Origin of the sequence: Methylophilus sp. YYY-1 (assembly GCF_029132825.1) — a bacterium.
In the GTDB taxonomy this organism is placed as follows: Bacteria; Pseudomonadota; Gammaproteobacteria; order Burkholderiales; family Methylophilaceae; genus Methylophilus; species Methylophilus glucosoxydans.
In genome coordinates, this window is sequence record NZ_WOVG01000004.1 from 265309 (window position 1) to 290337 (window position 25029).

The following is a 25029-nucleotide window of genomic DNA, read 5'->3' on the forward strand; positions in this document are numbered from 1 at the left end:
AAATGGTTGCTTTGAAGCTGGATGAGTTGTGTTGACACGCCGTTAACAAATGCTTCTTTTGTGACGGCTTGATCAGTCATTGCAATGCGTGTGCCAACCGCAATCATCTTTTGGAAATTTTTAAAAAATATATTAAAATCAGTAGGTTATAAAAGTATGATCAATGCTCGAGATTCTGTGCAAGATAGCCTGTACTGTTCACGACTGTGTCATACTGGTACAGTTGTTCAATCCGACGTGACAGGTGTTCAGTTTTCCATGCCCAACAAGTATTCCCCCTCCTCCACTCCCCTGCCGCAAGTTGGCTTGCGTGATGATCAGCGCGCGATTGCCGAAGCGATTGCCCGCTCCTGGCGGCGGTGTATGGTCAAAGGCGTGGATGAGCAAGCCCCGGCAGAAGACCAGATTATCACTGCCCAGGAATTGGCGCAGCGGCTGGAGAAAAACCGCCTGTTATTGGCGCAAGCTGAACCGGAAATGATCACCTTGAGTGAGCAAATCGCCCATACGCGTAGCCTGGTGATTTTGACCGATAACGAAGGGGTGATTTTGCGCACCATGGGTGAAGGCGTGGATGAAAATCAGATCCGCGCCTCATTATTGCCTGGCGCGTCGTGGAGCGAAGAACACCGGGGCACCAATGCCATAGGCACTGCGCTGGTAGAGCGCCTGGCCATCAGTGTGCAGGGGGCTGAGCACTTCATGGCCTATCATCATTCACTCAGTTGTTCCGCCGTGCCGATCTTTGCTGCTAATAACCATTTGGTTGCGACGCTGGACGTATCCAACGACCTTAATGCGCCGCAGCAGCACACGCTGGCCCTGGTCAAAATGGCGGCACAAATGGTCGAAAACCGGCTGTTTCATGCCACTGCAGAGGGTGAAATCGCCGTGCATTTTCATGTGCGGCCAGAATTTATTGGTACCTTGTGGGAAGGGGTGGCTTTGTTTGATGCGGCTGGCCAGCTACAGACGATCAACCGCAGTGGTCAGTTTCAGTTTGGTTTGCCGCTGGACCAGGATAGCCTGTCTGCGCGGCGCATTGCATTTGAAGATATTTTTGACGAGTCGTGGATCGCGTTCAAGCAGCGCGGTTTAAATGCCGATGTCCTGTTTCCACTGCATCTGCGTAATGGCGCGCGGTTATATGCCCGCGCCTCGGCGAGCCAGACGCCTTCCGCTCCGAAAAAAATGCCTCCGCTGGCGCCGCGCGAGTCTGCCGCCAGTCTGGAGCTGCTGGACAGTGGCGACCCGCAATTCAAGCTGGCGATCACGCAAGTGAAGCAAGTGCTGGACAAAGACATCCCGGTGCTGATCCTCGGCGAGACCGGGGCCGGTAAAGAATTATTTTCACGCGCGATTCACGATGCCAGTGCGCGCCGCCACAAGCCGTTTATTGCCGTCAACTGTGCGGCCTTGCCAGAAGGGTTGATTGAAGCTGAACTGTTTGGCTACGAAGAAGGCGCTTATACAGGTGCCAAGCGTAAAGGCAATCTTGGCAAAATCCAGCAAGCGGATGGCGGCACCTTGTTTCTGGATGAGATTGGCGATATGCCATTGTCACTGCAAGCGCGCTTGTTGCGCGTCTTGCAAGAGCGCAGCGTGACGCCGTTGGGCGGCAGCAAGTCTATCCCGGTCAACTTTATGCTGCTCAGCGCGACGAATCAGAAGTTGAAAGATAAAGTGGCTGCAGGCGAGTTCCGCAGTGATTTGTATTACCGCATCAATGGCCTCAGTGTGCAATTGCCAGCACTGCGAGAGCGGCTGGATATGGCAAGGTTGATTCAGGTCATTCTGCAAATTGAACAGGCGCCGCAAGCCAGCTTGAGTGAAGAGGTGGTGGCGCTGTTTAATGACCACCCCTGGCCGGGTAATGTACGCCAGTTGCATAATGTACTGCGCACGGCCGTGGCATTGGCGGATGGCGGGATCATTGGCCGCCAGCATTTGATGCAGGATTTTCTGGATGAAATGCATGCCAAAAAAGCAGATGCTGAACCGTCTGCGGTCGGCATGACCGCGTTGCCAGCGGCCAGTCTGAAAGTGCAAAATGATGAAGCGATCCGGCAAGCCATGTTGCAACATGGCGGCAATATTTCAGCGGTGTCCCGTCAGCTGGGGTTAAGCAGAAATACGCTTTACCGGCGCTTAAAAGCGCTCAATCTTTCTTGAAATAGCTGGCTTGATGTTGTCAGGATGCGCGTTTTAAGCGGTACATGGCCAGGTTGCCCAGCAGATTGGGCAAGACGTGGATATCCTGGCCGTCGGTAATTACCTTGCGCTCAATCACTTGAATGTTGTGCTGGCGGCAAAAGTGGTCAAAGTCGTTGATGGTGCATAGGTGCACGTTGGGTGTGTCATACCACTGGTAGGGCAGGCTTTTGGAGACCGGCATGTTGCCCAGCGTGATTTGCAGGCGGTTGCGCCAATAGCCAAAATTGGGGAAGGTGACGATGATTTCGCGCCCTACCCGCAGCATTTCATGCACGATGCTTTCAGTATTGTGCATGGCCTGCAAGGTTTGCGACAAAATGACTGTATCAAACGACTGGTCTTCAAAGCCGGACAGGCCTTCTTCGAGGTTCATTTGAATCACATCCACGCCATTTTTTAATGCTGCCAACCAATTGGCATCGTCTTTTTCAATGCCGTAGCCTGTAATGCCAAGCGTTTGATGCAAGTGCGTGAGCAGCGTGCCATCTGCGCAACCTAAATCCAGCACTTTGGCTTTTATTTGCACCCATTTTGTAATTAATGCAAAGTCTGGGCGAACATTGGTAATATTTACATTCGTCATACTTTGATTTGCTCCAAATAGGCGCGCATGATGGCATGGTAATGCGCATCAGGCATCAAGAAGGCATCATGCCCATGGGCCGAGGTGACCTCGGCATACTTCACGGGCAAGGCGTTATCCAGCAAGGCCTGGACGATCTCGCGCGAACGTGCAGGCGAAAAACGCCAGTCGGTGGTAAACGAGATGACGACAAACTTGGCTTTGGCGCGGCTGAGCGCTTTGCTCAAATTGCCTTCAAAATCCAGCGCCGGGTCAAAATAATCCAGCGCGCGTGTCATGCGTAAATAGGTGTTGGCATCAAATTCGCCGGCAAACTTGTCGCCTTGATAGCGCAAGTAAGACTCCATTTCAAACTCGACATCAAAGCTGTACTTCACATCGCCATGACGCAGTTTGCGGCCAAATTTTTCACCCATGGCATCGTCTGACAGATAGGTGATATGACCCAGCATGCGGGCAATGCGCAAGCCACGGCGCGGCACGGTGCCATGGTTGTAATAATCGCCGTCAAAAAACTCGGGGTCAGTGATAATCGCCTGGCGTGCCACTTCGTTAAACGCCATGTTCTGTGCGGTCAGGTTGGGCGCCGAGGCAATCACAAAGGCATGCCGCACACGCTCGGGGTACACAATGTTCCAGTGCAGCGCTTGCATGCCCCCCAGACTGCCGCCAATCACCGCCGCCAGTTGGTCAATACCCAGGTAATCTAACAGTCGCGCTTGTGACTCTACCCAGTCTTCTACGGTCACGACCGGAAAAGTAGCGCTATAAGGCTTGTCTGTCAGCGGATCCACGCTGGATGGGCCGCTACTGCCATGACAGCCGCCCAGATTATTCAACCCGATCACAAAAAACTTGTTGGTATCCAGCGGTTTGCCCGGACCCACCAGGTTATCCCACCAGCCAGGATATTTATCTTCTGGCGTATAACGGCCAGCCACATGATGGTTGCCAGACAGGGCATGACAAATCAACACGGCATTGCTTTTGGCCGCGTTAAGTTCACCATAGGTTTCATAAGCAAGATGGTATTGTGGCAACACGGCGCCGCTTTTAAGCGTGAGCGGCCGGGTGAAATGCGCAACTTGCGCTTTAACGATACCAACAGAATTCGATTCAAACATGCCGCAATTATACTATGCGGCATGCCGAAACGGCGAGACCGGGCTGACCCGGTCAGGAGGAATGGGCGGAGGCAGAAAAACAGCCTAGCAATGCCGGTAAATCTGCCACTGAAGCAATCATCGCATCCGGCTCCACGGCGGATAAGCGCGTATAGGTTTCGCGATATTTTCCAGTTTTGACCAGAATGCCATGCAAGCCTGCATCTTGCGCACCGCCAATATCTGCATCAATATCATCGCCTATCATCAGCACTTCCGAAGGTTTTAGCCGTAAAGCATCGATGGCCATATGAAAGAAATGCTGCGAAGGCTTGCCCATTAGCATGGCTTTGGTATTGCTGGCGTACTCCAGCCCGGTGACAAACGCGCCAATATCCATTTGCAAGCCGGTCTCGGTTTGCCAGAAGCGGTTTTTATGGATGGCAATTAACTGCGCGCCATTCACCAGGCAGGTAAACACTTCATTGAGTAGTTGGTAAGACCAGCGGTCGCCAATATCGCCGATGACCACATAATTGGCAGCGGTTTCTGATTGATCAAAACAGGCAAAATCTTTTTTCACATCGTCTGCCAGCAATAATTTACAGACCGGGTTCGGCTGCTTTTTGAGGTACTGGATGGTCGCTTGTGGTGCACTCATGATTTCTTCGGGCACTACATTGAAGCCCAACGCATTCAGCTTGGATTGCAAGGACGCTAAGGATAGCGTGCTAGTGTTGGTGACAAAGCGTACCGCAATGCCCGCTTCGCGCAGTTGTTTCACGGCCGCGATCGCGCCATTGATGACTTGATTGCCGATATACAACACGCCATCCAGGTCAAATAGCACGGCTTTAATATTAGGGATAGGCTGCATCACAACTCCTTAGATAAAGGTTTTGTTTTCAATCTAGCAAAAATCATACTGGTTTTGCTAGTGGCCATTTTCCTGACGTGACTCGGGGCTGATTACCCAGATCATGCATCGTTGCAATCTCTGCAAAACCTTGTGCTTTTAAGAGTGATTGCACGGCGTCCGCCTGGTTGTAACCGTGCTCTAGCATGAGCCAGCCATTTTCAGTCAAATAGCCAGGCGCCTGGGCAATAATCTGCCGGATCGCTTGCAAACCGTCTGCCCCTGAAGCCAGCGCCGATAAGGGTTCAAAACGCAAATCGCCTTGTTGTAGATGCGGGTCGTCCGCTTCGATATAGGGCGGATTGCTCACAATCACATGGTAAGGTTTGGGAGCCAGCGTTGAAAACCAGTCGCTTAACACAAACTGCGTATTCTCAATGCCCAGCGCATAAGCGTTGTCTTTCGCGACGGCCAAGGCCGCTTCAGAGGCATCCACCGCAGTCACCTGGCAGTCTGGTCCATGTTTGGCCAGCGCGAGTGCGATAGCCCCGGTTCCTGTGCCCAGGTCCAACACTTCAAGCGGTTTGCCGCGCGCATGCTGGTTGATTTTTTCCAAGGCCGCTTCTACCAGTGTTTCAGTATCTGGTCGAGGGATCAAGGTGTCAGGCGTCACTCTGAGCGCGAGCCCGAAAAATTCCCGATAGCCCAAAATATGGGCGATGGGCTCCCCTTTTAGGCGGCGGTCAATTAAGACCTTAAAGTCCGCTTGTTTTTGTGTGTCCAGCAAATCCAATGCATGACCGAGTAGCCAGGCATGGTTCACCTTGAGCACCTCCATTAATAACATGCGGGCTTCTATGCTGGCTTCGTCAGCCGGGATGGTTTGCATCAATTGGATTTTTGCAGCATCCAGGCAGGCGCGGATGGTCGGTAGCATTTATTTTCCTCCCGCAGCCAGCCGGATAGCACGCGCTTGCGCGTTGCCTTGCTTGGCAGGATGGCGCACCGCATGGCGGATCACCCATTTCAAGTCTTTATCCGCATTAGTCAGCCAGCGCTCACATACCTCAAATGCCAATGCTGGATGGTCTTTTGCGATATCGCCTAGATGATTGGCAACACTGCGGCGTACATACAGGCTGGGGTCATTTTTCAGCGCTTCCAGAATAGGCAGTGTCGGTCTGGGGTCTTTAATCAACTGGGGAATGCGCGCACCCCAAGGCAAGCGGGGACGACAGCCTTCAGAGCATAAGCGGCGCACATGCGGATCTGCGTCGTTTAGCCACAAGGTCAGTTGATTCAAGGTGCGCTCAAAATCATGCATCAGGAACGGACGGATCGAAAATTCGGCGGTAAAGCGGCGCGTCAATTCATATTGGGCACGCATGGCCGTGTCAAAAGGATCTTCGCCCGCGTTGTGTTGCGGATCACGCCCGTAGTCGGCAATGAAGCGTGTATGCGGCAAGTAAAAAAACACACTCAAGCCGAGACGTTCGGTGTGTACATTCGGCGGCGTTAGCGTGCTGAGCAGAATGTCCGTGGCTTCGGAAAACTTTGCGGGTAAGGTCGCTTTTAATGCCGCCGCAATATGCGCTGAGCGATCCATAATCCCCAGCGCTGCAATGTTGGTGAGCGCCAAGCTTTTGAATGAGTGTCCATCAAAAGCCGAATGCACTAATCCGATATTATGTGCCAAGCAGTCGACGGCTTCAGTATCCAGTAAAAACTTGATTGGGTTATCTTTCTGGATACTACGCGGCGCAACAGGGATGCGAAATGGGGTCATGTGCGGGGACGATTCAGTCACGGGCGCTCAACATATTGTGGCGCATCATCGTGAATCTCATGCCAGTCTGCTTTTGAGCCAACAAAGATATGGGCTGATACCTGAGTGGGGAGCGGCGTATCTAGGGTCCCGATTCGAAGTCGCAAGATATCGGGTGCACTCTCGCGGTAAGCCATGATGGGCGAGCCACAATGACTGCAAAATACACGACAAACCCCTGCTTCACTGCGGTAAGTTTTAAGTGCCGTCTCGCCCTGCGTGATTGTGAAGTTGGCCTTGGGCACAGGGGCAACTGCAATAAAGGCAGAGCCGGTGGCTTTGCGGCAACGCTGGCAGTGGCAATATACCAGTTCTCCCAGTGCGCCTCTGACTTCATAGTGCACCGTTTCACATAGGCAACTGCCTCGATGGTGGAGATGAGTTGCTGTCACCATATTTTTCGATTAGGCGTCTTCGCCCAAACTCGCCAACAAATCCGCCTGATATTCAGTCGCCAGCGCATTAATCAACTCATCCATATCGCCCTCGGTAATCGCGTCAATTTTATACAGTGTCAGGTTGATACGGTGGTCGGTAATGCGGCCTTGCGGGTAGTTGTAAGTGCGAATACGTTCTGAGCGGTCACCCGAACCAATCAGGTTGCGGCGCTCGGAGGCGATTTTGCTTTGTTGTTCATCGACTTGCTTGGCTTTGATGCGTGCGGCCAACACCTGCATGGCTTGCGCCTTGTTGGCGTGCTGGCTACGGCCATCCTGACATTCCACTACGATACCGGTGGGGGCGTGGGTGATCCGCACCGCAGAGTCGGTTTTGTTGATGTGCTGACCACCTGCACCTGAGGCGCGGAAGGTGTCGATACGGATATCGGCGGGATTGATTTCAACATCACCCACCTCTTCGACTTCTGGCAGAATCGCGACTGTACAGGCTGAAGTGTGAATCCGGCCTTGTGTTTCGGTATCCGGCACGCGCTGTACGCGGTGGCCGCCGGACTCGAATTTGAGTTTTGAATATGCCCCGTAGCCGATAATTTTGGCAATAATTTCTTTGTAGCCGCCGACCTCGCCTTCGTTGGCAGAGACCACTTCTACCTTCCAGCCCTGCCGGTCGGCATAGCGCGAATACATACGGAACAGGTCACCGGCAAACAGGCCAGACTCATCGCCGCCGGTGCCGGCACGGATTTCGAGGAAAATATTTTTGTCATCGTTGGGGTCTTTAGGCAGCAGCAGTTTTTGCAGGGTGAGCGCCACTTCTTCCAGACGTTTTTTGCCAGTCTCGATTTCTTCCTGGGCAAACTCTTTCATCTCAGGGTCAGACAGCATGGCATGTGCCTCTTTGATGTCAGACTCGGTTTGCGCGTAGACGTGATACTGCTCGACAATCGGAGTGATTTCCGTATGTTCCTGCATGATTTTACGGTAGTTATCCATATTGTCAGTCACGCCCTCGCTGCTGAGTAGGCGGTTGAGTTCTTCGAGACGCTCGCTTAGGTTGGCGAGCTTTTGCAACATGCTTGGTTTCATTGTGGGACCCTAAAATTCAAAGCGTCAGCGGAGGCCGATATCTTGAAAAAGTTATTCTTTTAACTGAAAAAGTTGTTTGACCAGATGCTCCATGTGCGCATGGGCATCGCCTTCAGTGTTGTTGAGCGCGTGGCTGGGGCCATGCAAAAACTTGTTGGTCAGTGCATTGCTGAGATGTTCGAGTACTTTTTCGGGCGGCTCGCCTTTTTGCAGCAATTTGAGCGATTTTTCCACCTCAGCCTTGCGTAGGCTGTCTACTTGATCACGCAGGGCTTTGATGGTGGGCACCGCTTCGCGCTGCTTGAGCCATTGCATAAAATGTTCAACGCGTGCGTTGACGATCATTTCTGCATCTATCGCGGCTTCTTTGCGATTGCCCAGGCCTTCGGAGACCACTTGCGCCAAATCGTCTACGGTGTACAAAAATACGTCATCGAGCGCCGAGACTTCGGGCTCGATATCCCGCGGCACGGCCAGGTCTACCATAAACATCGGTCTGTGTTTACGCGCTTTAATAGCGCGCTCGACCATGCCCAGGCCAACAATCGGCAGCTGGCTGGCGGTGCTGGTGATGACGATGTCGAATTCCTGAAAACGCTCTGGCAGGTCGTTGAGTAAAATGGCCTGCACATTAAGGCCCTGGCCGCGAATCTTGTCTGCCAGTTGTTCGCCGCGCTCCAGTGTACGGTTTGCCACAGTGATTTTTTTCGGTTTTTGCGCGGCAAAATGGTCAGCACAGAGCTCTATCATTTCACCGGCGCCGATAAACAGCACGCGTTGCCCACTCAAGTCACCAAAAATCCGTTGTGCCAGTTTGACCGCTGCGGCGGCCATTGAGATCGAGCTGCCGCCGATATCGGTGTTGGTGCGTACTTCTTTGGCCACTTCAAACGTGCGTTGAAACAGTTTGTGCAAGAGGGTACCCAAGGTGCCTGCGTCCTGGGCAATTTTTACCGATTGCTTGAATTGACCCAGAATCTGCGCCTCGCCCAACACCATGCTATCCAGCCCGCTGGCCACGCGGAACGCGTGTTTGACGGCCTCGTGGCTGCTCAAGGTGTAGGTGTAAGGCAGCAACTTGTCTGCCTCCAGGCGGTGATACGCTGCCAGCCAATCAATCACCACTTCTGGCCGGATGGATTGCACATAGATTTCGGTGCGGTTGCAGGTGGATAAGATCGCCACCTCTGCCACATTGTGTCGTGCCAGATCAGCCAGAGCTTGCGGCAAGGTTTCGTTGTTAAACGCAACGTTCTCGCGGATGGCAATGGGAGCGGTGGTGTGGTTGACACCAATGGTATACAGTTGCATGGCGCTATTTTACCTGCGGGACAGGGTCAAAAGTGAAACACGTGGGCGCTTGCAGGTGGTTCATGGCGAATTGGAGAGGCATCCATGTCAAAAGTGCCGACATTTTCTTATATTCAGCGACGGCAAGCAAGAATCCTGTCAATTTGTCACAAAATGGCGTTAAAATATTGGTTTTGCTAACTTTTATTAGATTCAATTACGGAACATCAAGCGCATGGACAAAACTTTCCGCATTGCCCCCAGTATTCTATCTGCCAACTTTGCCAAGTTGGGCCAGGAAATCGAAAACGTGATCAAATCCGGCACCGATATCGTGCACTTTGACGTGATGGACAACCATTACGTGCCTAACCTGACGATTGGCCCATTGGTCTGTGATGCGATTCGTGACCTGTCACACAATGTTGGTGCACTCATCGACGTGCACCTGATGGTGAAACCTGTTGACCGCATTATTCCTGACTTTGCCAAAGCAGGTGCGGACATCATCACTTTCCACCCTGAAGCCTCTGACCATATTGACCGTAGCCTGGCCTTGATCCGTGACAGCGGCTGTAAGTCTGGCCTGGTATTTAACCCAGCGACACCATTGCACTACCTGGATTACGTGATGGATAAAGTGGACATGATTTTGCTGATGTCGGTGAACCCAGGCTTTGGTGGCCAAAAATTCATTCCAGCCACCTTGGACAAACTGAAACAAGCGCGTGCCCGTATTGATGCCTATTACGAAAAAACTGGCCGTCAAATCTGGCTGGAAGTGGACGGTGGTGTGAACGCCAACAACATCGCAGAGATCGCCAAAGCCGGTGCTGATACTTTCGTTGCAGGCAGCGCGATTTTCGGTTCACCTAAAGACACCGATCCTAACCGTTACGACACAGTTGTGGCGGCGATGCGTGCTTCTTTAGCCACTGTTTAATTCAAAAAGTCTGTTGTGATGCGGTTTCAAGTCAAGTTGGTGATGTTCGACCTGGACGGCACCCTGCTGGATACCGCACCGCAAATTGCCGAAGCTGCCAACCGCATGTTGGTAGCTTTAGGCAAACCCATGTTGCCACAAGCACAAATCGCCACATATATTGGTGAAGGCGTGCAAAACCTGATCAAGCGCTGCCTCACCGAGAGCGTGCAGGTGGAGCCGGAGGCTGATTTGTTTGCGCAGGCGCAGCCGCTGTATCATGATTTTTATACCGCCAACGCCACCCAAAGCCAGCCATTCGCAGGGGTTGTCCCTGCTTTGCAGCAGCTCAAGAAACAAGGCTTTCGCCTGGCGTGCGTGACCAATAAACCCGAAAAATTCACCTTACCTTTGCTGCAACAAGCAGGGTTGGCTGATTTTTTTGAGGTCATTATTTCTGGCGACAGCTTGCCCAAAAAGAAACCTGACCCCTTGCCACTGTTGCATATTTGCCAAAAGCTAGGTGTGCTGCCTGCTGAAGCGGTGCTGGTAGGGGATTCTGAGACGGATATTCAGGCCGCGCATGCTGCCGGATGCTTTGTCGTGACCGTGCCTTATGGGTATAATCAAGGCCGCGAAATTGATGTCGCGACGGTGGATGCCACCGTACAGCAACTTACCGAGGTGGTGAACTTGCTGGAGTTACCTGCTCTCTTAAAGCAGGGATCATAAAAAAAACAGACCTTAATTACCATGATGTTTTGTGCTCATCATTCTTCAAGTTGGCCAGTATTAAGCTGGCGTCGTTCGTGGCGGGGCTAGTCCTGCCCCACGCGCAGGTGCGCGCCATTTGCACCGACCTGCTGTGATTGTTTGCACGGCACTCTACGAATCAAACTGGAAAAAAGCATCATGTTAAGCACATTAAGCAAGACCGAATTCGACGCGCTGGCGGCGCAAGGCTACAACCGTATCCCGCTGGTGCTAGAAACCTTTGCCGATCTGGATACGCCCTTATCACTGTATCTTAAACTGGCCAATCAACCTTATTCCTACCTGCTCGAAAGCGTACAAGGCGGCGAGCGCTTTGGCCGCTATTCGATCATAGGCCTGCCTGCCACCACGCGAATTGTGGTGCGTGAGCATCAATTGCAGGTGATTCAGGATCATCAAGTCATTGAATCGCATAGCGATCAAAATCCGCTGGACTTTATCAAGGCCTATCAGGCGCGCTTTAAAACGCCGCCTTACGATGGTTTGCCGCGCTTTACCGGAGGCCTGGCTGGCTATTTTGGCTATGAGACTATTCAATACATTGAAAAACGTCTGGGTAAGCAGAAAAAGCCAGATGTGATTGGTACGCCAGATATATTGTTGATGGTTTCAGAAGAAATTGCCGTGGTGGATAACCTCTCCGGCAAACTGTATTTCATCGTGTATGCTGACCCGGCTAAAGCCAATGCCTATGAAACTGCATGCGCACGCATGCACACCTTGGTCGAGAAGTTACGGTGTAGCGTAGAGATTCCTGCTGCATTGCCGAGCGCTAAAACAGAGGCTATTTCTGAGTTTGGTGAAGACAACTTCAAAGCGGCAGTCAAAAAAGCACAGCAATATATTTTAGAAGGCGACATCATGCAGGTGGTATTGAGCCAGCGGATGTCGCAAGACTTTGACGCGTCACCATTGAGTCTGTACCGCGCTTTGCGAAGCCTCAACCCATCTCCTTATATGTTTTATTACGATATGGATGACCATCATGTGGTCGGTGCTTCACCAGAAATCCTGGTGCGTCTGGAAGAGACCACCGTGACTTCACGGCCGATTGCCGGGACACGCCCACGCGGTAAAAATCGTGATCATGACCTGGCCCTCGAAGCCGAGCTGCTGGCTGACCCTAAAGAGCGTGCCGAGCATGTGCAGTTGATGGATCTGGGCCGCAATGATGTGGGTCGCGTCGCGCTCACGGGTACTGTGAAAGTCACTGACAATATGACCATTGAGCGTTATTCACACGTCATGCATATCGTCAGCAATGTTGAAGGTCAGCTCAAGCCAGGCTTGGATGCGATTGATGTGCTCAAAGCGACTTTCCCTGCCGGGACCGTGTCTGGTGCCCCTAAAGTGCGCGCCATGGAAATCATTGAAGAACTGGAGCCTTCCAAACGTGGCATTTATGCTGGCGCCGTCGGCTATTTAGGCTTTAATGGCGATATGGATGTGGCAATTGCGATCCGTACAGCCGTGATCAAAAACAAAAAACTTTATGTGCAGGCGGGCGCCGGCATTGTGGCCGACTCAGTGCCGCAAAGCGAATGGGAAGAAACCCAGAATAAGGCCAAAGCCGTGATCCGCGCCGCTGAGCTGGTGCAGGCAGGACTGGATAGCCAGGCAGCCAATGTTCAAACCCATGCAGGAAAAGGAGCCTGATATGTTGTTGATGATTGATAACTACGACTCTTTTACCTACAACCTCGTGCAGTATTTCGGCGAGCTGGGGCAAGATGTTCATGTGCACCGCAATGACGAAATCACGCTTGAACAGATCAAAGCGATGGCGCCGGAAAAAATCGTGATTTCTCCCGGACCGTGCACACCAAACGAAGCCGGGATTTCCGTGCCTCTGATTCACGAGTTTGCCGGCAAGATTCCTTTGCTGGGCGTCTGTTTGGGTCACCAGAGCATAGGCCAGGCGTTTGGCGGCAACATCATTAAGGCCAAAACCCTGATGCACGGCAAAACCTCATTGATCCACCATACCAATACCGGTGTGTTCAGAAACCTGCCTAACCCGTATACCGCGACGCGTTACCATTCGCTGGTCATCGAGCGCGAAACTATTCCGGATTGCCTGGAGATTACGGCCTGGACCGAAGATGGCGAGATCATGGGCGTCAAGCATAAAACACTGGCCGTGGAAGGCGTGCAATTTCACCCCGAGTCTATTCTGACCGAATACGGGCATGAGTTGCTGGATAACTTCCTGAAAGGCTATTGATGGCCATCACACCTAAAATCGCCTTACAGCGCCTGATTGACCATACAGATTTCACACATGAAGAAATGCTGGAAATCATGCAGCAGATCATGAGCGGCGAGTTTACTCAAATCCAGATTGCCGGCTTTTTGTCGGCCCTGCGCGTCAAGGGTGAAACCGTCACCGAAATTGCCGCGGCTGCACAGGTGATGCGCGACCTGTCCAGCAAGGTAGAAATTACCGATTCTACGCATTTAATTGACACCTGCGGCACCGGCGGCGCGCCCAACAAAGCCTTTAATGTGTCTACCGCATCCGCGTTTGTGGCGGCCGGGGCCGGCGCCAAAATCGCCAAGCATGGTGGCCGCGCAGCTTCTTCAAAAAGCGGCTCTGCCGATGTGCTGGAGGCGTTGGGTGTCAATATTGGCTTAACGGCTGAGCAAGTGGCGCGCTGCGTGAACGAGGCAGGAATCGGCTTTATGTTTGCACCTAACCACCATGCGGCCATGAAATATGCTGCCCCGGTGCGCCGTGAGCTGGGTGTGCGCACCATGTTCAACCTGTTAGGCCCCATGACCAATCCGGCCGGCGCCAAGCGTCAGGTGATGGGGGTTTTTCACCGTGACCTGGTGCCTTTGCTGGCGCAAACCTTGCAAAAGCTCGGCAGCGAGCATGTCATGGTGGTGCACAGTGCGGATGAAATGGATGAAATTTCTTTTTCAGCAGACACTTATGTGGCCGAGCTCAAGCATGGCCAGGTGAGTCAATACACTTTAAACCCTACCCAGTTTGGCATGCCCGTGCATGATGTGAACAGCATCCATGTGGAAAGTGCGCAGCATTCGAGTGACATTATCTTAGGCCTGCTCTCTGGCGAAAAAGGCCCTGCCCGCGATATCGTCTTGCTCAATGCCGGGGCGGCGATTTATGTGTCTGGCCTGGCAAGCGACTTGCCATCAGGCATTGCGCAAGCCGCGCAATCGATTGATTCAGGCGCCGCGTTGCGTAAATTGCAACAATTGAAGGCCTTGAGTCAGGCAGCATGAAACAAGGGGCGCTGATTGCAATATTCTGCCTGCTGGCCGCCTGCCAGCAAGCAGAGCAATCCAATCCGCTGAATCAGCCACAGTCTGCGCTAGAGGTGAAATCGCAGGTGCAGTCTGTACACTTGCAACCGCTCTCGGCAGGACTCGTCACTGAAGAGAATGCGGCGCTTAAGCAGGCATTTGCCCAAAAGAAAAGTCATGTTTGGCTCGAAGGTAGCGGCACTGTGAAGAAGCTGTTGCCCGATGACACTCAAGGTGCCAGGCACCAGCGGTTTCTGGTGAGCGTGTCGCCAAGACAAACATTATTATTTGCGCATAATATTGACCTCGCGCCCAGGGTAGAAAGCCTGAACATAGAGGATCAGATCAGTTTTAAAGGCGAATATATTTATAACCCCAAAGGCGGCATTATGCACTGGACGCATCATGACCCGCAGGGCCACCAGCATGGCTGGATCAAACATCAAAATCACACTTACGAATAAGGCATGCGAGCAGATTATGTCCGATATTTTAAATAAAATTTTAGCGACCAAACGTGAAGAAATCAGCAAAGCGCAAGCCAGCAAGTCATTGGATGCGATGCGTGAGGAAGCGTTGAGTCAGCCGGATTGCCGTGACTTTATCGGCAATATTGTTAAAAAGGTGGATGCAGATAAACCTGCCGTGATTGCTGAAATTAAAAAAGCCAGCCCCTCCAAAGGCATCATCCGTGCTGACTTTAATCCGGCCGCCATTGCTAAAAGCTATGAAAAAGGCGGCGCGGCCTGTTTGTCGGTACTGACTGACGAGCAATATTTTCAGGGATCTGCTGCATACCTTCAGCAAGCGCGCGCGGCCTGCAAATTGCCCGTGTTGCGCAAAGATTTCATGATAGATCCTTATCAGATTTACGAAGCCCGAGCCATGGGCGCTGACTGCGTGTTGCTCATCGTGGCTGCTCTCGAACTGTCACAAATGCAGGAACTGGAGCTGACGGCCCACAATCTGGGCATGGCGGTACTCGTCGAAGTCCATGACGCGGATGAGCTTGAACTCGCGCTGCAACTGGAAACGCCGCTACTGGGAATCAACAACCGCAATTTGCGCACGTTCGATGTCACCTTGCAAACCACGCTCGACCTGCTCGAGAACATGCCGGAAGACCGTTTTGTCGTCACTGAGTCTGGCATCTTCACACCAGAGGATGTGGCTTTGATGCGCAGCCATCAGGTGAATGGTTTTTTGGTCGGCGAAGCATTTATGCGGCAAGAGGATCCAGGTGCAGAACTCGCCAGGGTCTTTGGTTAGGAGAAGTTTTAAACAGCGTGAGTGCAAAGGTATGCCCTGCATGAGCGTGTCCAAATCAGGCGCAATGATTGAAAGCGCACGCAATTTGACCAGATGCTGTGGTCAAAAAAGGAATCGATATGAGTAATCAATTTTTAGCCCTCCGTCCACGCCGTATGCGCAAAGACGAATTTTCACGTCGCTTGATGCGTGAAAACGTTCTCACCACCAATGACTTGATTTACCCGGTGTTTGTGCTTGAGGGTGAAGGCGCGATTGAAGAAGTCAAATCGATGCCTGGCGTACAGCGTCAAAGCCTGGATGTGCTGCTCAAGACCGCTGAAGAGTGCGTAAAACTAGGTATTCCCGCGCTGGCTTTATTTCCGGTGGTGCCACAAGAATTTAAAAGCCTGGATGCCAAAGAAGCTTATAACCCTGAAGGCCTGGTGCCACGGACTGTGCGAGCCCTGAAAAAGGCTTTCCCGGACTTGGGCGTAATCACTGACGTGGCTTTAGACCCGTACACCACTCACGGCCAGGATGGCCTGATCGACGATACCGGCTATGTCCTGAATGACGAAACTGTTGAAGTGCTGGTGAAGCAGGCGTTATGTCACGCAGAAGCGGGTGCAGATGTGGTTGCGCCCTCTGACATGATGGATGGCCGTATTGGCGCCATTCGTGATGCGCTTGAAGAGCAAGGCTACATCTACACGCGAATTCTTGCTTACTCTGCCAAATACGCATCAGCGTTTTACGGTCCTTTCCGCGATGCGGTGGGTTCAGCGGCCAATCTGGGCAAAAGCAACAAATACAACTACCAGATGGACCCAGCCAATTCTGATGAAGCATTAAAAGAAGTCGCACTGGATTTGGAAGAAGGCGCGGATATGGTCATGGTTAAACCAGGCATGCCCTATCTGGATATCGTACGCCGTGTCAAAGACGAGTTTGGCGTACCGACTTATGCATATCATGTTAGCGGTGAATACGCCATGCTCAAAGCCGCTGCACAAAATGGCTGGCTGGATGAAAAAGCCTGCGTGCTGGAAGCAATGCTTGGGTTTAAACGTGCCGGAGCAGACGGCGTGCTGACTTATTATGCGATGGATATCGCAAGATGGCTGAAATAAGGGTCTATAAAGTAAAAAGGGGCTATTGAAAGCCCCTTTTTTGCGACCATGATCGGCCGCCTAGGGTTCAGCCTATATTGATTACGAATTTAAGGCGCATTCCACGCGTTCGGTCACTAATTTTTGTAGCCTGTCTCTTTGGTCTTGTTGCAGTGGCTGACTCTCGGAATCCCGCATAGCGCTGCCCCAGTGGCTATTCGGAAAGTGTTTGTCACGCTCGAATCTTGGCAACACATGCCAGTGCATATGCGGCGTTTTATTGCCTAGGCTAGCCAGGTTGATTTTATCCGGTTGTATGACTTCCCGCAGTGCAGTTTCGACAGCAAACACAACTTTCATGGTGCGTGCTCGCGCTGCGGGAGGCAGGTCGGTCATTTCTTTGACGTGTGCAATTAATTCTACCCGGCAATAGGCAGGGTAATCTGCGTCGTGCAATAACACTACCCGGCAAAAATCATCCTGCCATAGCAAGTCGTAGGGGCTTGGTTGGCACAGCGGGCAGTCGCGCATCAGGAAACGGCCAGCATTCTGTCCAGTGTGAGCTTGGCCAGTTTGGCTTCATGCGCTGGCACTTTAATCTGGTTGACCACATTGCCATCGGCCAGGTTTTCCAGGCACCAGGCCAGGTGTTGCGGGTCAATACGTGCCATGGTTGAGCATTCGCAAACCACATGGCTCATGAACTGTACCAGCTTGTTTTGCGGTTTCATTTCTTCGGCCAGGCGTGTGACCAGGTTCAATTCGGTGCCTACCAGCCATTTCGTCCCAGGCTCGGCTTCACTCACGGTACGCAAGATGTATTCTGTAGAACCGACATAATCTGAGTTGATGCAGACCTCAAACGCCGTTTCCGGGTGAGAGATGACTTTGCCATCTGGATGCTGGGCGCGGAACTGGTCGATATTCTGTTTGCGGAACATCTGGTGTACTGAGCAATGACCTTTCCACAGCAGGATTTTTGCGTCTTTGATTTGCTGTTCGGTCAAGCCGCCCATGGGCAGATCTGGATCCCAGACAGGCATTTGCTCTAATGGGATACCCATTTTGTAGCCGCTCCAACGGCCCAGATGCTGATCCGGAAAGAACAGGATTTTTTCGCGCTGGCTGAAACCCCACTCCAGGATTTTGGGGGCGTTGGTGCTGGTGCACACAATGCCGCCATGTTCACCACAGAAGGCTTTCAGGTCCGCCGCGGAGTTGATATACGTGACCGGTGTGATGGTCTCATCAAAATTAAGCACTTTGCTGAGTTCTCGATAGCTACGCTCAACCTTGGCCAGATTGGCCATGTCTGCCATGGAGCAGCCTGCGGCCAAGTCTGGCAAGATCACGACCTGATCCGGGCGGCTCAAGATGTCAGCCACCTCGGCCATGAAATGCACACCCAGAAAGACGATGTATTCCGCATCCAGGCTGTCACAATATTTAGACAGTTTCAGTGAGTCACCAGAGTAATCCGCATGGCGGTAAACACTCTCGTGCTGGTAATGGTGGCCCAGAATCACCAGTCGCTTACCCAGCTTTTCGCGGGCAGCCAGAATACGGGCCTGACAGTCATCGTCTTTGGCCGACTGGAACTTTTCAAATTTGATAGTGGCGGTTTGCATGGTCATAGCCATTAGTTGAGGGTAAAACGCTATTTTACAACCGATGTGGATTTATCCCAATTGCAAAGCTGGCAATTACAGTGTTAAACGGTGTTTTTCACCCAGCCGTCTAAGGGCATCCACATTCGTCCAGCTGAAGACTTTTTTAGCCGCTTGCCGCCAGTCTACCCATTCATAGCGCGTGTGTTCGTCTGGCGCCAGCGTGACTGGTTGTGGTTCCGGCAGACACAAGCCAAACAGGTGCTCGGTGTTTTGCGTGATGCCGGGCGCATATCGGTGACGCCAATGCGGGTAGATTTCATACACATTGCTGGCGTGCCAATCTTCAAAGTCGTAAGCCAGCGCGTCCAGGCCGGTTTCTTCCCGCACTTCGCGAATCGCTGCCTGATAGGGCGATTCTTCTGCTTCTATGCTCCCGGTCACTGACTGCCAGTATCCCGGTTTGTCCGTACGCTCCATCAACAGTACTTGCAAATCTGGCGTATGAATCAACACCAATGCGGAAACGGGAATCTTGAAATGTTGTGTCATAAGGAGGATTGTCTATAAAGCCCGCGGCCTTGTCCATGGCTGACGGTGTTTACAATAGACTCTTTTTTGTCAGGATGCGTTCAGTGAAAGATTGTCGTAAGCAGATAAGCCTACTATGATAAGGATAATCAGGTGTATACCATAAAAATTTAAGTGATGAGCACAGGGATAGGTGTTATGTTGAGGCGTCAGCAGGGCTGGCTTTGCGTGTTGCTGATGGTCTGTTTTGAGGCGGTTGCGGATTCCGGTGTCGCTCCAGCCATTGCATGGGACCAGCTCAGCCTGCAGCAGGCGGAACTTGTGTTTGCAGGCAATAACCGTGATCTGCTTGCTGCCAAGCGGGCGATTGAAAGTGCAGAAGCCGATACCCTGATTGCTGGCCAAAAACCAAACCCGGTCTTGTCACTCGGCCTTTCCAGTCTCAACCTCAATCGCGGCCAAGGCAATAAAAACCAAAACGGCAAACGAGACCTGTTGGATCAAACCTATAACTCGGCGGTGCAGGTCACTCAGTTGTATGAGCGTGGTGACAAGCGGGCACTGCGTTCTGCCGTGGCGGAAAGTGCGGTCAAAGCGAGCCGGCTCGACCTGGGGGAAACCTATCGTCAACAGGCATTGGCCATGGCCACGGCCTATTTTGATCTCAAACTTGCCCAGGAAAGTCTGCTCATTCAGCAGGCGAATGTCAGTAGCTACGAGAAAACACTGCAGGCAGCGCAATTGCGTCTGAAAGCAGGCGATGTGGCGTCGGCGGATGTAGCGCGCATCCGGGTAGATGCCCTGCGGGCCAGCAATGATTTGCGCCAGGCAGAGGCGACTGTGCAAAAAGCGCAAGCCATGCTGGCTTACTTGCTTGGCAAGGATCAGGACGCGAGCAAGCTCCGTGTGACGGACCCCTGGCCCGCCCTGATTGCAGAGCCCTCGGCCAATCCAGCGGCTGAGAAAGACACTGGCTGGTTACCACAACGTCCGGATGTGAAGGCGGCTGAAGCGCGCATGGAGCAGGCTCAGCAGACCAGAAAGCTTGCAGAGTCGCTCAAGGTCAGAGATTTTACCTGGTCGTTTGCTTACCAGCATTTTCCTGGGCAGGAGCCTGGATCGGCACCAGATACCATAGGCGCTTCATTGAGCATTCCCTTGTTTACCAATTATCAGTATGAGGGCGAGGCCGCACGGGCTGAAGTTGGCTATACCAGTGCAATCGAGGCCAGAGAGCGAGTGCAGGCGGCGGCGATTGCCGAAATGAGACAGGCCAAAGCAGATTTGGATGCCGCGATTGATAAAAATCGACGTTTTGACCAGAGCATTCTGCGGGAAGCGCAAAATGCAGCAGACGCGGCAGAGTTTGCCTACAAGCATGGCGCCATGAATGTCATGGATCTGCTCGATGCCAGACGTATTTTACGCACGCTCCAACTGGAGGCAGTCAGCGTCAAGGCTGATTATGCCAAGTCCCTATCCGCCTGGTTAGCGGCCACCCGCCAGGCATTTGTCTATCAAGAATAATTTTATGATGCGCTCATTCACCTCCATGGCTTGCCCTCCTGCTACCGTCAAGGCGATGCGCCAGATCGTATTTATCTTGTGCGCGATAGGGGTTTGCATGGCTTCAGCCATGGCGGCAGATAAAAATGCCCGCGTGCCCGCGCAGCCTGCCAACCAGATTGTACTGACGCCGGGTTCGCCACAATTAAACAGTCTCAAAATTGAACCCGTCACCGAGATCCCGGTGCCGGTGACCGAGCCGCTCAACGGCAAGATTGTGTTTGATGAAAACCGGACAGCACGGGTGTATTCGCCAGTGGCCGGACGAGCGCTGAATATTCAGGCACAAATAGGCGAAGCCGTGAAAGCCGGTCAGCCCTTGCTGGTGATGGACTCGCCGGATGTGGGGGCAGCGGTCGCGGATGTGCGCAAAGCACAGGCAGATTTGGGACTCAAGCAACAGGCGCTGGAGCGTAGCCGCATGCTGGTAGAGGGCGGCGTGCTGGCCAGAAAAGACATGGAAGTCGCACAGGCGGACTGGGCGAGTGCGCGTGCAGAACATGAGCGCGCGATGGCGAGGTTGAAAAACCTGCGGGTGTCGACCGGGGCAAGTGATCGCTATGTCGTGCGCTCGCCAATCGCGGGGGTGGTGGTTGACCGGAAAGTGAATCCCGGCAGCGAGGTCCGCCCCGATGCGGCAGATCCTTTGTTTTTGATCACGGATCCCAGCCATGTCTGGGCCAGTATCGATTTGCCAGAGCGGGACTTGAGCCGGATTTCGCAAGGGCAAAAGCTCAGTGTCCAGGTGGATGCCTATCCTGACGAGGTGTTTGACGGCGAAATTAAAACAATAGGCATCATGGTAGACCCGACCACGCGCCGGATTCCTGTGCGTTGCCTGCTCGACAGCAAAGGCAAGCTCAAACCAGAAATGTATGCGCGCATCACGCCGCTGGATACCAGCCAGCATCGTGTTATCCGCGTGCCCAACAGTGCCCTGATTACCGAGGGACTCTACAGCTATGTCTTTGTAGAAGAGCAGCCCTTGCATTTTAGCAAGCGTAAAGTCGTACTGGATTTACAACGGCGGGAATATGCCACCGTGAAAACCGGCTTAAACCCGGGTGAGCGCATCGTGACCAGCGGTGCCATTCTGCTCAATTCAGATTTGTCCGTGAGTAAATAGGCGATGTTAAAAGGCTTGATCACCTTCTCACTGCAACAGCGTGTCTTTCTGCTGATTGGCGCGGTTGTGCTCATGATTTTTGGCTGGTTTGCCGTGCAAAACCTGCCAATTGAAGCGTTCCCCGATGTTGAAGATGTGCACGTGATTATCGTGACACAATCGCCGGGCATGGCGCCAGAGGAGGTCGAGCGCGTCGTTTCACTGCCGATTGAGCATGGGATGAGCGGGGTGCCGGGACTGGCACAAATCCGCTCGGTGTCTATTACCGGGCTCTCCGTGGTCACCCTCACTTTTGCCGAGCGCACGCAAGATTATTTTGCGCGGCAGCAGGTGTTAGAACGTTTACAAGGGGTGAGCTTGCCCATCGGCTTGCAGCCCACGCTAGCACCGCTGACGACGGCGGTGGGGGAGGTTTACCGCTATTTGGTTGAAGCGCCGGCAGAGATGCCGCAACGCGAAATCCGCGCTATCCAGGACTGGAAAATTATCCCGCAACTGCGCATGGTGCCAGGCGTGGCCGATATCACCAGTTTTGGCGGGACGGTCAAGGAATACCAAATCAAGCTGGATCCTTACCGCTTGAAAAAGTTTGATGTGAGTATTGATCAGGTTAACCAGGCGGTCAGCAACAACAGCAGTAACGTGGGTGGCGGACTCATGCACAGAGGCGACGAGTCGCTGGTGGTGCGTGGCATCGGCCTGTTTCGCAGTCTGGATGATATTGCGCAATCCGTGGTGGATACGCGGGATGGCAAGCCGATTCTGGTCAGCGACCTTGGTCAGGTGGTGATTGGTGACCGCCCCCGTTCAGGCATCGTTTCCTTTAATCAGCAGGATGACATTATTGAAGGCATCGTGCTGATGACCAAGGGCCAGAATGCCGCCAAAGTGATCGACGCCTTGCGCGAGAAGGTGGATCTGGCCAATCAGACCCTGCCGCCCGGCGTCAAAATCGTGTCTTTTTATGATCGCACCGGCCTGGTTCACCACACCGTACATACCGTGGCAGAAAACCTGATTGTCGGCGCGTTGCTGGTGGTGACGATTCTGGTAGTGTTTTTGCGCAACTGGCGCGCCGCCCTGATTGTGGCTTCGGTGATTCCGTTATCCCTGTTATTTGCCTTTATTGTCATGGATTTACGCGGCGTCTCCGCCAACCTGATTTCGCTCGGGGCGGTAGACTTTGGCATTATTATTGACAGCGCAGTGGTGCTGGTAGAGGCGCTAATGGTGCGCCTGGCGGTGGCTGAGGTGGATAAAACACAAGGCAATATGGGGCTGGCCTGGCGCATGCAGACGCTTAAAAGCACGGCGATTGATATGGGGCACCCGATTCTGTTCTCCAAAGCCATCATCATCACTGCCTTTTTGCCGATTTTTACCTTTCAACGCGTAGAGGGGAAAATTTTCTCGCCGATGGCGTTCACCTTGAGTTTTGCCTTGCTGGGCGCCATTATCTTGACCTTGACGCTGGTGCCAGCCTTGTTGTCATACACCATGAAGCGTGAGGATATGGCAGAAAAACACAGCCACTGGATGCAAAGCTTGCAAAATGCCTATCGGCATATTTTGCTTAAAACCCGCAAATGCCGCGTATGGGTGGTCATCGTATCCGGCGGCATTTTAGTTATATCCGTGCTCTCTGCGCCCATGTTAGGCTCTGAATTCCTCCCCAAGCTGGATGAAGGCAATATCTGGCTCACCGTTGATCTGCCACCCTCGGCTGGCCTGGAAAAAACTAAAGAGATCGAGCGAGAAATTCGCAAGATTCTGAATAGCTACCAAGAGGTGAGGTTGGTGGTGTCGCATGTCGGACGGCCAGATGACGGCACCGACCCTAAGGGGCCTTATCACATGGAGATTCTGGCTGATCTTAAGCCGCACAGTGAATGGAAGTTTGCCGATAAGGAGTCGCTGATCAAGGATATGTCGCGCCGTATCCACGAGATTCCGGGCGTGCCTACCAACTTTTCGCAAGTGATTCAGGACAGTGTGGAGGAGGCGTTGTCTGGCGTGAAAGGTGAAATTGCAGTCAAGATTTTTGGCCCCGATTTAACGATTCTCGAGCAGAAAGCGGCAGAGGTGGTCGATGTCATCAATCACGTCCGTGGCGCAACCGATGTGGCGGCAGTCCGCATTTCAGGCAACTCTGAGCTCGATATCACGCTTAACCGTGCTCAATTGTCGCGTTATGGCCTGATGGCGGGCGATGTTAACAATACGGTACAAACCGCTTTAGCCGGCAATCCGGCCAATACGTTTTACGATGGCGACCGGCATTTTGATGTCACGTTAAGGCTGGACAGACCTTTCCGTGATTCTGTGGATGATATTGACGAGTTACCGATTGCCTTGCCAAATGGAAACGGTAGCATCCCGCTCAGCGAGGTGGCCGAGGTAACCATCAAAGAAGGCGCTTCTCGTGTCAGCCGCGAATCAGGCTCGCGTATTGTCTCGATCAAAGCCAATATTACAGACCGCGATCAGGGCAGCTTTGTGCAAGAAGCCATGCAGCAGGTCGAGGCACAGGTCAAACTGCCGCCTGGCTATAGCATGAGCTGGGGAGGGCAATTTGAAAACCAGCAACGGGCCATGAAGCGGTTGATGGTGATTGTGCCCTTGTCAGTGTTGTTGATTTTTGTCTTGCTGTTTTGGGCATTCAAGTCGGTCAAAAACGCCTTGCTGGTGTTGCTGATGATTCCGTTTACGCTGGTGGGCGGCTTGGCGGGGCTGGCCGTGGCCGGACTGCATTTGTCTGTCTCTGCCGCCGTCGGTTTTATTGCGCTGGCCGGCATTTCGGTGCAAAACGGGGTGATCATGGTCGAGCAGATCAAGAGTTTGATGCGCGAAGGCAGAGAGCTGTCGGAATCGGTGATTGAAGGCGCAGTTGCCCGCTTGCGCCCGATATTGATGACGGCCTTGATGGCCGGGTTGGGCTTGATGCCAGCGGCGCTCTCGCATGGCATTGGCTCCGAAACCCAGCGGCCGTTTGCGGTGGTGATTGTCGGTGGGTTAATTACTGCGACCTTGTTCACACTGTTGTTGTTGCCTTTGTTGTTCCCGCTGTTTTCCGACCTGCGCCGTCCGCGCGCTGCATAACCACCAATTTGGTTCTATTAAACCAGATTGGTGGTTGATATCAATCAATTCGTGTGGGCGAGTGCGCCCCATGTCTATATTTATTCAATTAAATCAAGTGCTTGGACTGTTTAAATGAGTTGGCACAAATCATGCATACGTGAATAAGTGTAGTGGAATTCAATCGCAATGGCAGTTAACAACAATCACATGCGAGTTTCCCGACTATCCTTTCCCGACTATCCTTTCCCGAGGATATTGCTTGCCCCAAGCTGAAATGGCTTGGGCTTTTTTTTGCCGGTGGCCGGTCGGAAGTTTTTGATGTGTGGATGGTGCCGGAGAAGGGAATCGAACCCCCGACCTTTTCATTACGAATGAACCGCTCTACCAACTGAGCTACACCGGCAAACAAGGCGAATATTGTTTGCCAATCTTAG

23 protein-coding genes and 1 tRNA gene are annotated in these 25029 nt (G+C 52.7%); 12 read left to right on the forward strand and 12 right to left on the reverse strand.

The window, feature by feature from the left end; genetic code table 11:
• Positions 1-258: 258 nt before the first annotated feature.
• Positions 259-2172, forward strand: a complete 1914-nt coding sequence (locus GOC95_RS12760) for a sigma-54-dependent Fis family transcriptional regulator (RefSeq protein ID WP_275357628.1) — start codon at positions 259-261, stop codon at positions 2170-2172.
• Positions 2173-2191: 19 nt separating this feature from the next.
• Here GOC95_RS12760 and metW read toward each other — a convergent pair whose 3' ends face one another.
• The 8 genes from metW to hemA are packed head-to-tail and all read right to left on the reverse strand — an operon-like array spanning position 2192 to position 9379.
• On the reverse strand, positions 2192-2797 hold the full coding sequence (gene metW / locus GOC95_RS12765; protein ID WP_275357549.1) for a methionine biosynthesis protein MetW: 606 nt from the start codon (positions 2795-2797) through the stop codon (positions 2192-2194).
• Positions 2794-3921, reverse strand: a complete 1128-nt coding sequence (locus GOC95_RS12770; RefSeq protein WP_275357551.1) for a homoserine O-acetyltransferase — start codon at positions 3919-3921, stop codon at positions 2794-2796. The genes metW and GOC95_RS12770 overlap by 4 nt, the downstream gene beginning before the upstream one ends.
• A 52-nt stretch (positions 3922-3973) precedes the next feature.
• The gene (locus tag GOC95_RS12775) at positions 3974-4777 is read right to left on the reverse strand and encodes a TIGR01458 family HAD-type hydrolase (RefSeq protein ID WP_194749608.1); all 804 of its coding nucleotides are present in this window, start codon (positions 4775-4777) and stop codon (positions 3974-3976) included.
• 43 nt (positions 4778-4820) lie between these two features.
• Positions 4821-5693 (reverse strand): peptide chain release factor N(5)-glutamine methyltransferase, encoded by an 873-nt coding sequence (gene prmC, locus GOC95_RS12780; protein WP_275357554.1) that lies wholly within the window; start codon positions 5691-5693, stop codon positions 4821-4823.
• Complete coding sequence (locus GOC95_RS12785) at positions 5694-6542, reverse strand: DNA alkylation repair protein (RefSeq protein WP_275357556.1); 849 nt, start codon at positions 6540-6542, stop codon at positions 5694-5696. It lies immediately after the preceding gene.
• A gap of 17 nt (positions 6543-6559) precedes the next feature.
• On the reverse strand, positions 6560-6925 hold the full coding sequence (locus GOC95_RS12790; RefSeq protein WP_275357558.1) for a GFA family protein: 366 nt from the start codon (positions 6923-6925) through the stop codon (positions 6560-6562).
• Positions 6926-6985: 60 nt separating this feature from the next.
• Positions 6986-8068: a peptide chain release factor 1 gene (gene prfA, locus GOC95_RS12795; protein ID WP_194749604.1), complete on the reverse strand. Its 1083-nt coding sequence runs from the start codon at positions 8066-8068 to the stop codon at positions 6986-6988.
• A 51-nt stretch (positions 8069-8119) separates the two neighbouring features.
• Entirely contained in the window at positions 8120-9379 is a 1260-nt protein-coding gene (gene hemA, locus GOC95_RS12800) for a glutamyl-tRNA reductase (protein ID WP_275357559.1), read from the reverse strand.
• Positions 9380-9593: 214 nt separating this feature from the next.
• On the opposite strand from hemA, the gene rpe reads away from it, so the two are divergent.
• The 8 genes from rpe (at position 9594) to hemB (ending at position 16705) form a co-directional block, all read left to right on the forward strand.
• On the forward strand, positions 9594-10301 hold the full coding sequence (gene rpe / locus GOC95_RS12805; protein ID WP_049639627.1) for a ribulose-phosphate 3-epimerase: 708 nt from the start codon (positions 9594-9596) through the stop codon (positions 10299-10301).
• Positions 10302-10319: 18 nt separating this feature from the next.
• Positions 10320-11012 (forward strand): phosphoglycolate phosphatase, encoded by a 693-nt coding sequence (locus GOC95_RS12810; protein ID WP_275357561.1) that lies wholly within the window; start codon positions 10320-10322, stop codon positions 11010-11012.
• Between the two features lie 180 nt (positions 11013-11192).
• Positions 11193-12710 (forward strand): anthranilate synthase component I, encoded by a 1518-nt coding sequence (gene trpE, locus GOC95_RS12815; protein ID WP_275357563.1) that lies wholly within the window; start codon positions 11193-11195, stop codon positions 12708-12710.
• A gap of 1 nt (position 12711) precedes the next feature.
• Positions 12712-13278, forward strand: a complete 567-nt coding sequence (locus tag GOC95_RS12820) for an aminodeoxychorismate/anthranilate synthase component II (protein ID WP_026295541.1) — start codon at positions 12712-12714, stop codon at positions 13276-13278.
• A complete protein-coding gene (gene trpD / locus GOC95_RS12825; protein WP_275357566.1) occupies positions 13278-14303 on the forward strand; it encodes an anthranilate phosphoribosyltransferase in 1026 nt (341 codons plus the stop codon). The genes GOC95_RS12820 and trpD overlap by 1 nt, the downstream gene beginning before the upstream one ends.
• Positions 14300-14788 carry a DUF3465 domain-containing protein gene (locus GOC95_RS12830; protein WP_275357567.1) on the forward strand — a complete coding sequence of 163 codons (489 nt, stop codon included), beginning with the start codon at positions 14300-14302 and terminating at the stop codon, positions 14786-14788. Before trpD ends, GOC95_RS12830 begins: the two co-directional genes overlap by 4 nt.
• 16 nt (positions 14789-14804) lie before the next feature.
• The gene (gene trpC, locus GOC95_RS12835) at positions 14805-15593 is read left to right on the forward strand and encodes an indole-3-glycerol phosphate synthase TrpC (protein WP_275357568.1); all 789 of its coding nucleotides are present in this window, start codon (positions 14805-14807) and stop codon (positions 15591-15593) included.
• A gap of 119 nt (positions 15594-15712) precedes the next feature.
• On the forward strand, positions 15713-16705 hold the full coding sequence (gene hemB, locus GOC95_RS12840) for a porphobilinogen synthase (RefSeq protein ID WP_275357570.1): 993 nt from the start codon (positions 15713-15715) through the stop codon (positions 16703-16705).
• Between the two features lie 81 nt (positions 16706-16786).
• Here the strand turns inward: hemB and GOC95_RS12845 are convergent, their stop codons facing one another.
• The 3 genes from GOC95_RS12845 to nudB all read right to left on the reverse strand — a co-directional run bounded on the left by GOC95_RS12845 (position 16787) and on the right by nudB (position 18843).
• Positions 16787-17215 carry an HIT family protein gene (locus GOC95_RS12845; RefSeq protein ID WP_275357572.1) on the reverse strand — a complete coding sequence of 143 codons (429 nt, stop codon included), beginning with the start codon at positions 17213-17215 and terminating at the stop codon, positions 16787-16789.
• On the reverse strand, positions 17215-18312 hold the full coding sequence (gene nadA / locus GOC95_RS12850) for a quinolinate synthase NadA (RefSeq protein WP_275357573.1): 1098 nt from the start codon (positions 18310-18312) through the stop codon (positions 17215-17217). The genes GOC95_RS12845 and nadA overlap by 1 nt, the downstream gene beginning before the upstream one ends.
• Before the next feature lie 75 nt (positions 18313-18387).
• Positions 18388-18843: a dihydroneopterin triphosphate diphosphatase gene (gene nudB, locus GOC95_RS12855; protein ID WP_275357575.1), complete on the reverse strand. Its 456-nt coding sequence runs from the start codon at positions 18841-18843 to the stop codon at positions 18388-18390.
• Between the two features lie 177 nt (positions 18844-19020).
• Here nudB and GOC95_RS12860 point away from each other — a divergent pair, with 177 nt between their 5' ends.
• Genes GOC95_RS12860 through GOC95_RS12870 form a run of 3 tightly spaced genes read left to right on the forward strand, consistent with a single transcriptional unit; the run spans position 19021 to position 24613 of the window.
• Positions 19021-20349 (forward strand): TolC family protein, encoded by a 1329-nt coding sequence (locus GOC95_RS12860; protein WP_275357576.1) that lies wholly within the window; start codon positions 19021-19023, stop codon positions 20347-20349.
• Positions 20350-20353: 4 nt separating this feature from the next.
• Entirely contained in the window at positions 20354-21514 is a 1161-nt protein-coding gene (locus tag GOC95_RS12865; protein ID WP_275357578.1) for an efflux RND transporter periplasmic adaptor subunit, read from the forward strand.
• A 3-nt stretch (positions 21515-21517) separates the two neighbouring features.
• The gene (locus tag GOC95_RS12870; RefSeq protein WP_275357579.1) at positions 21518-24613 is read left to right on the forward strand and encodes a CusA/CzcA family heavy metal efflux RND transporter; all 3096 of its coding nucleotides are present in this window, start codon (positions 21518-21520) and stop codon (positions 24611-24613) included.
• 309 nt (positions 24614-24922) lie between these two features.
• Here the strand turns inward: GOC95_RS12870 and GOC95_RS12875 are convergent.
• A tRNA-Thr gene (locus GOC95_RS12875) sits at positions 24923-24998 on the reverse strand.
• Positions 24999-25029 lie beyond the last annotated feature (31 nt).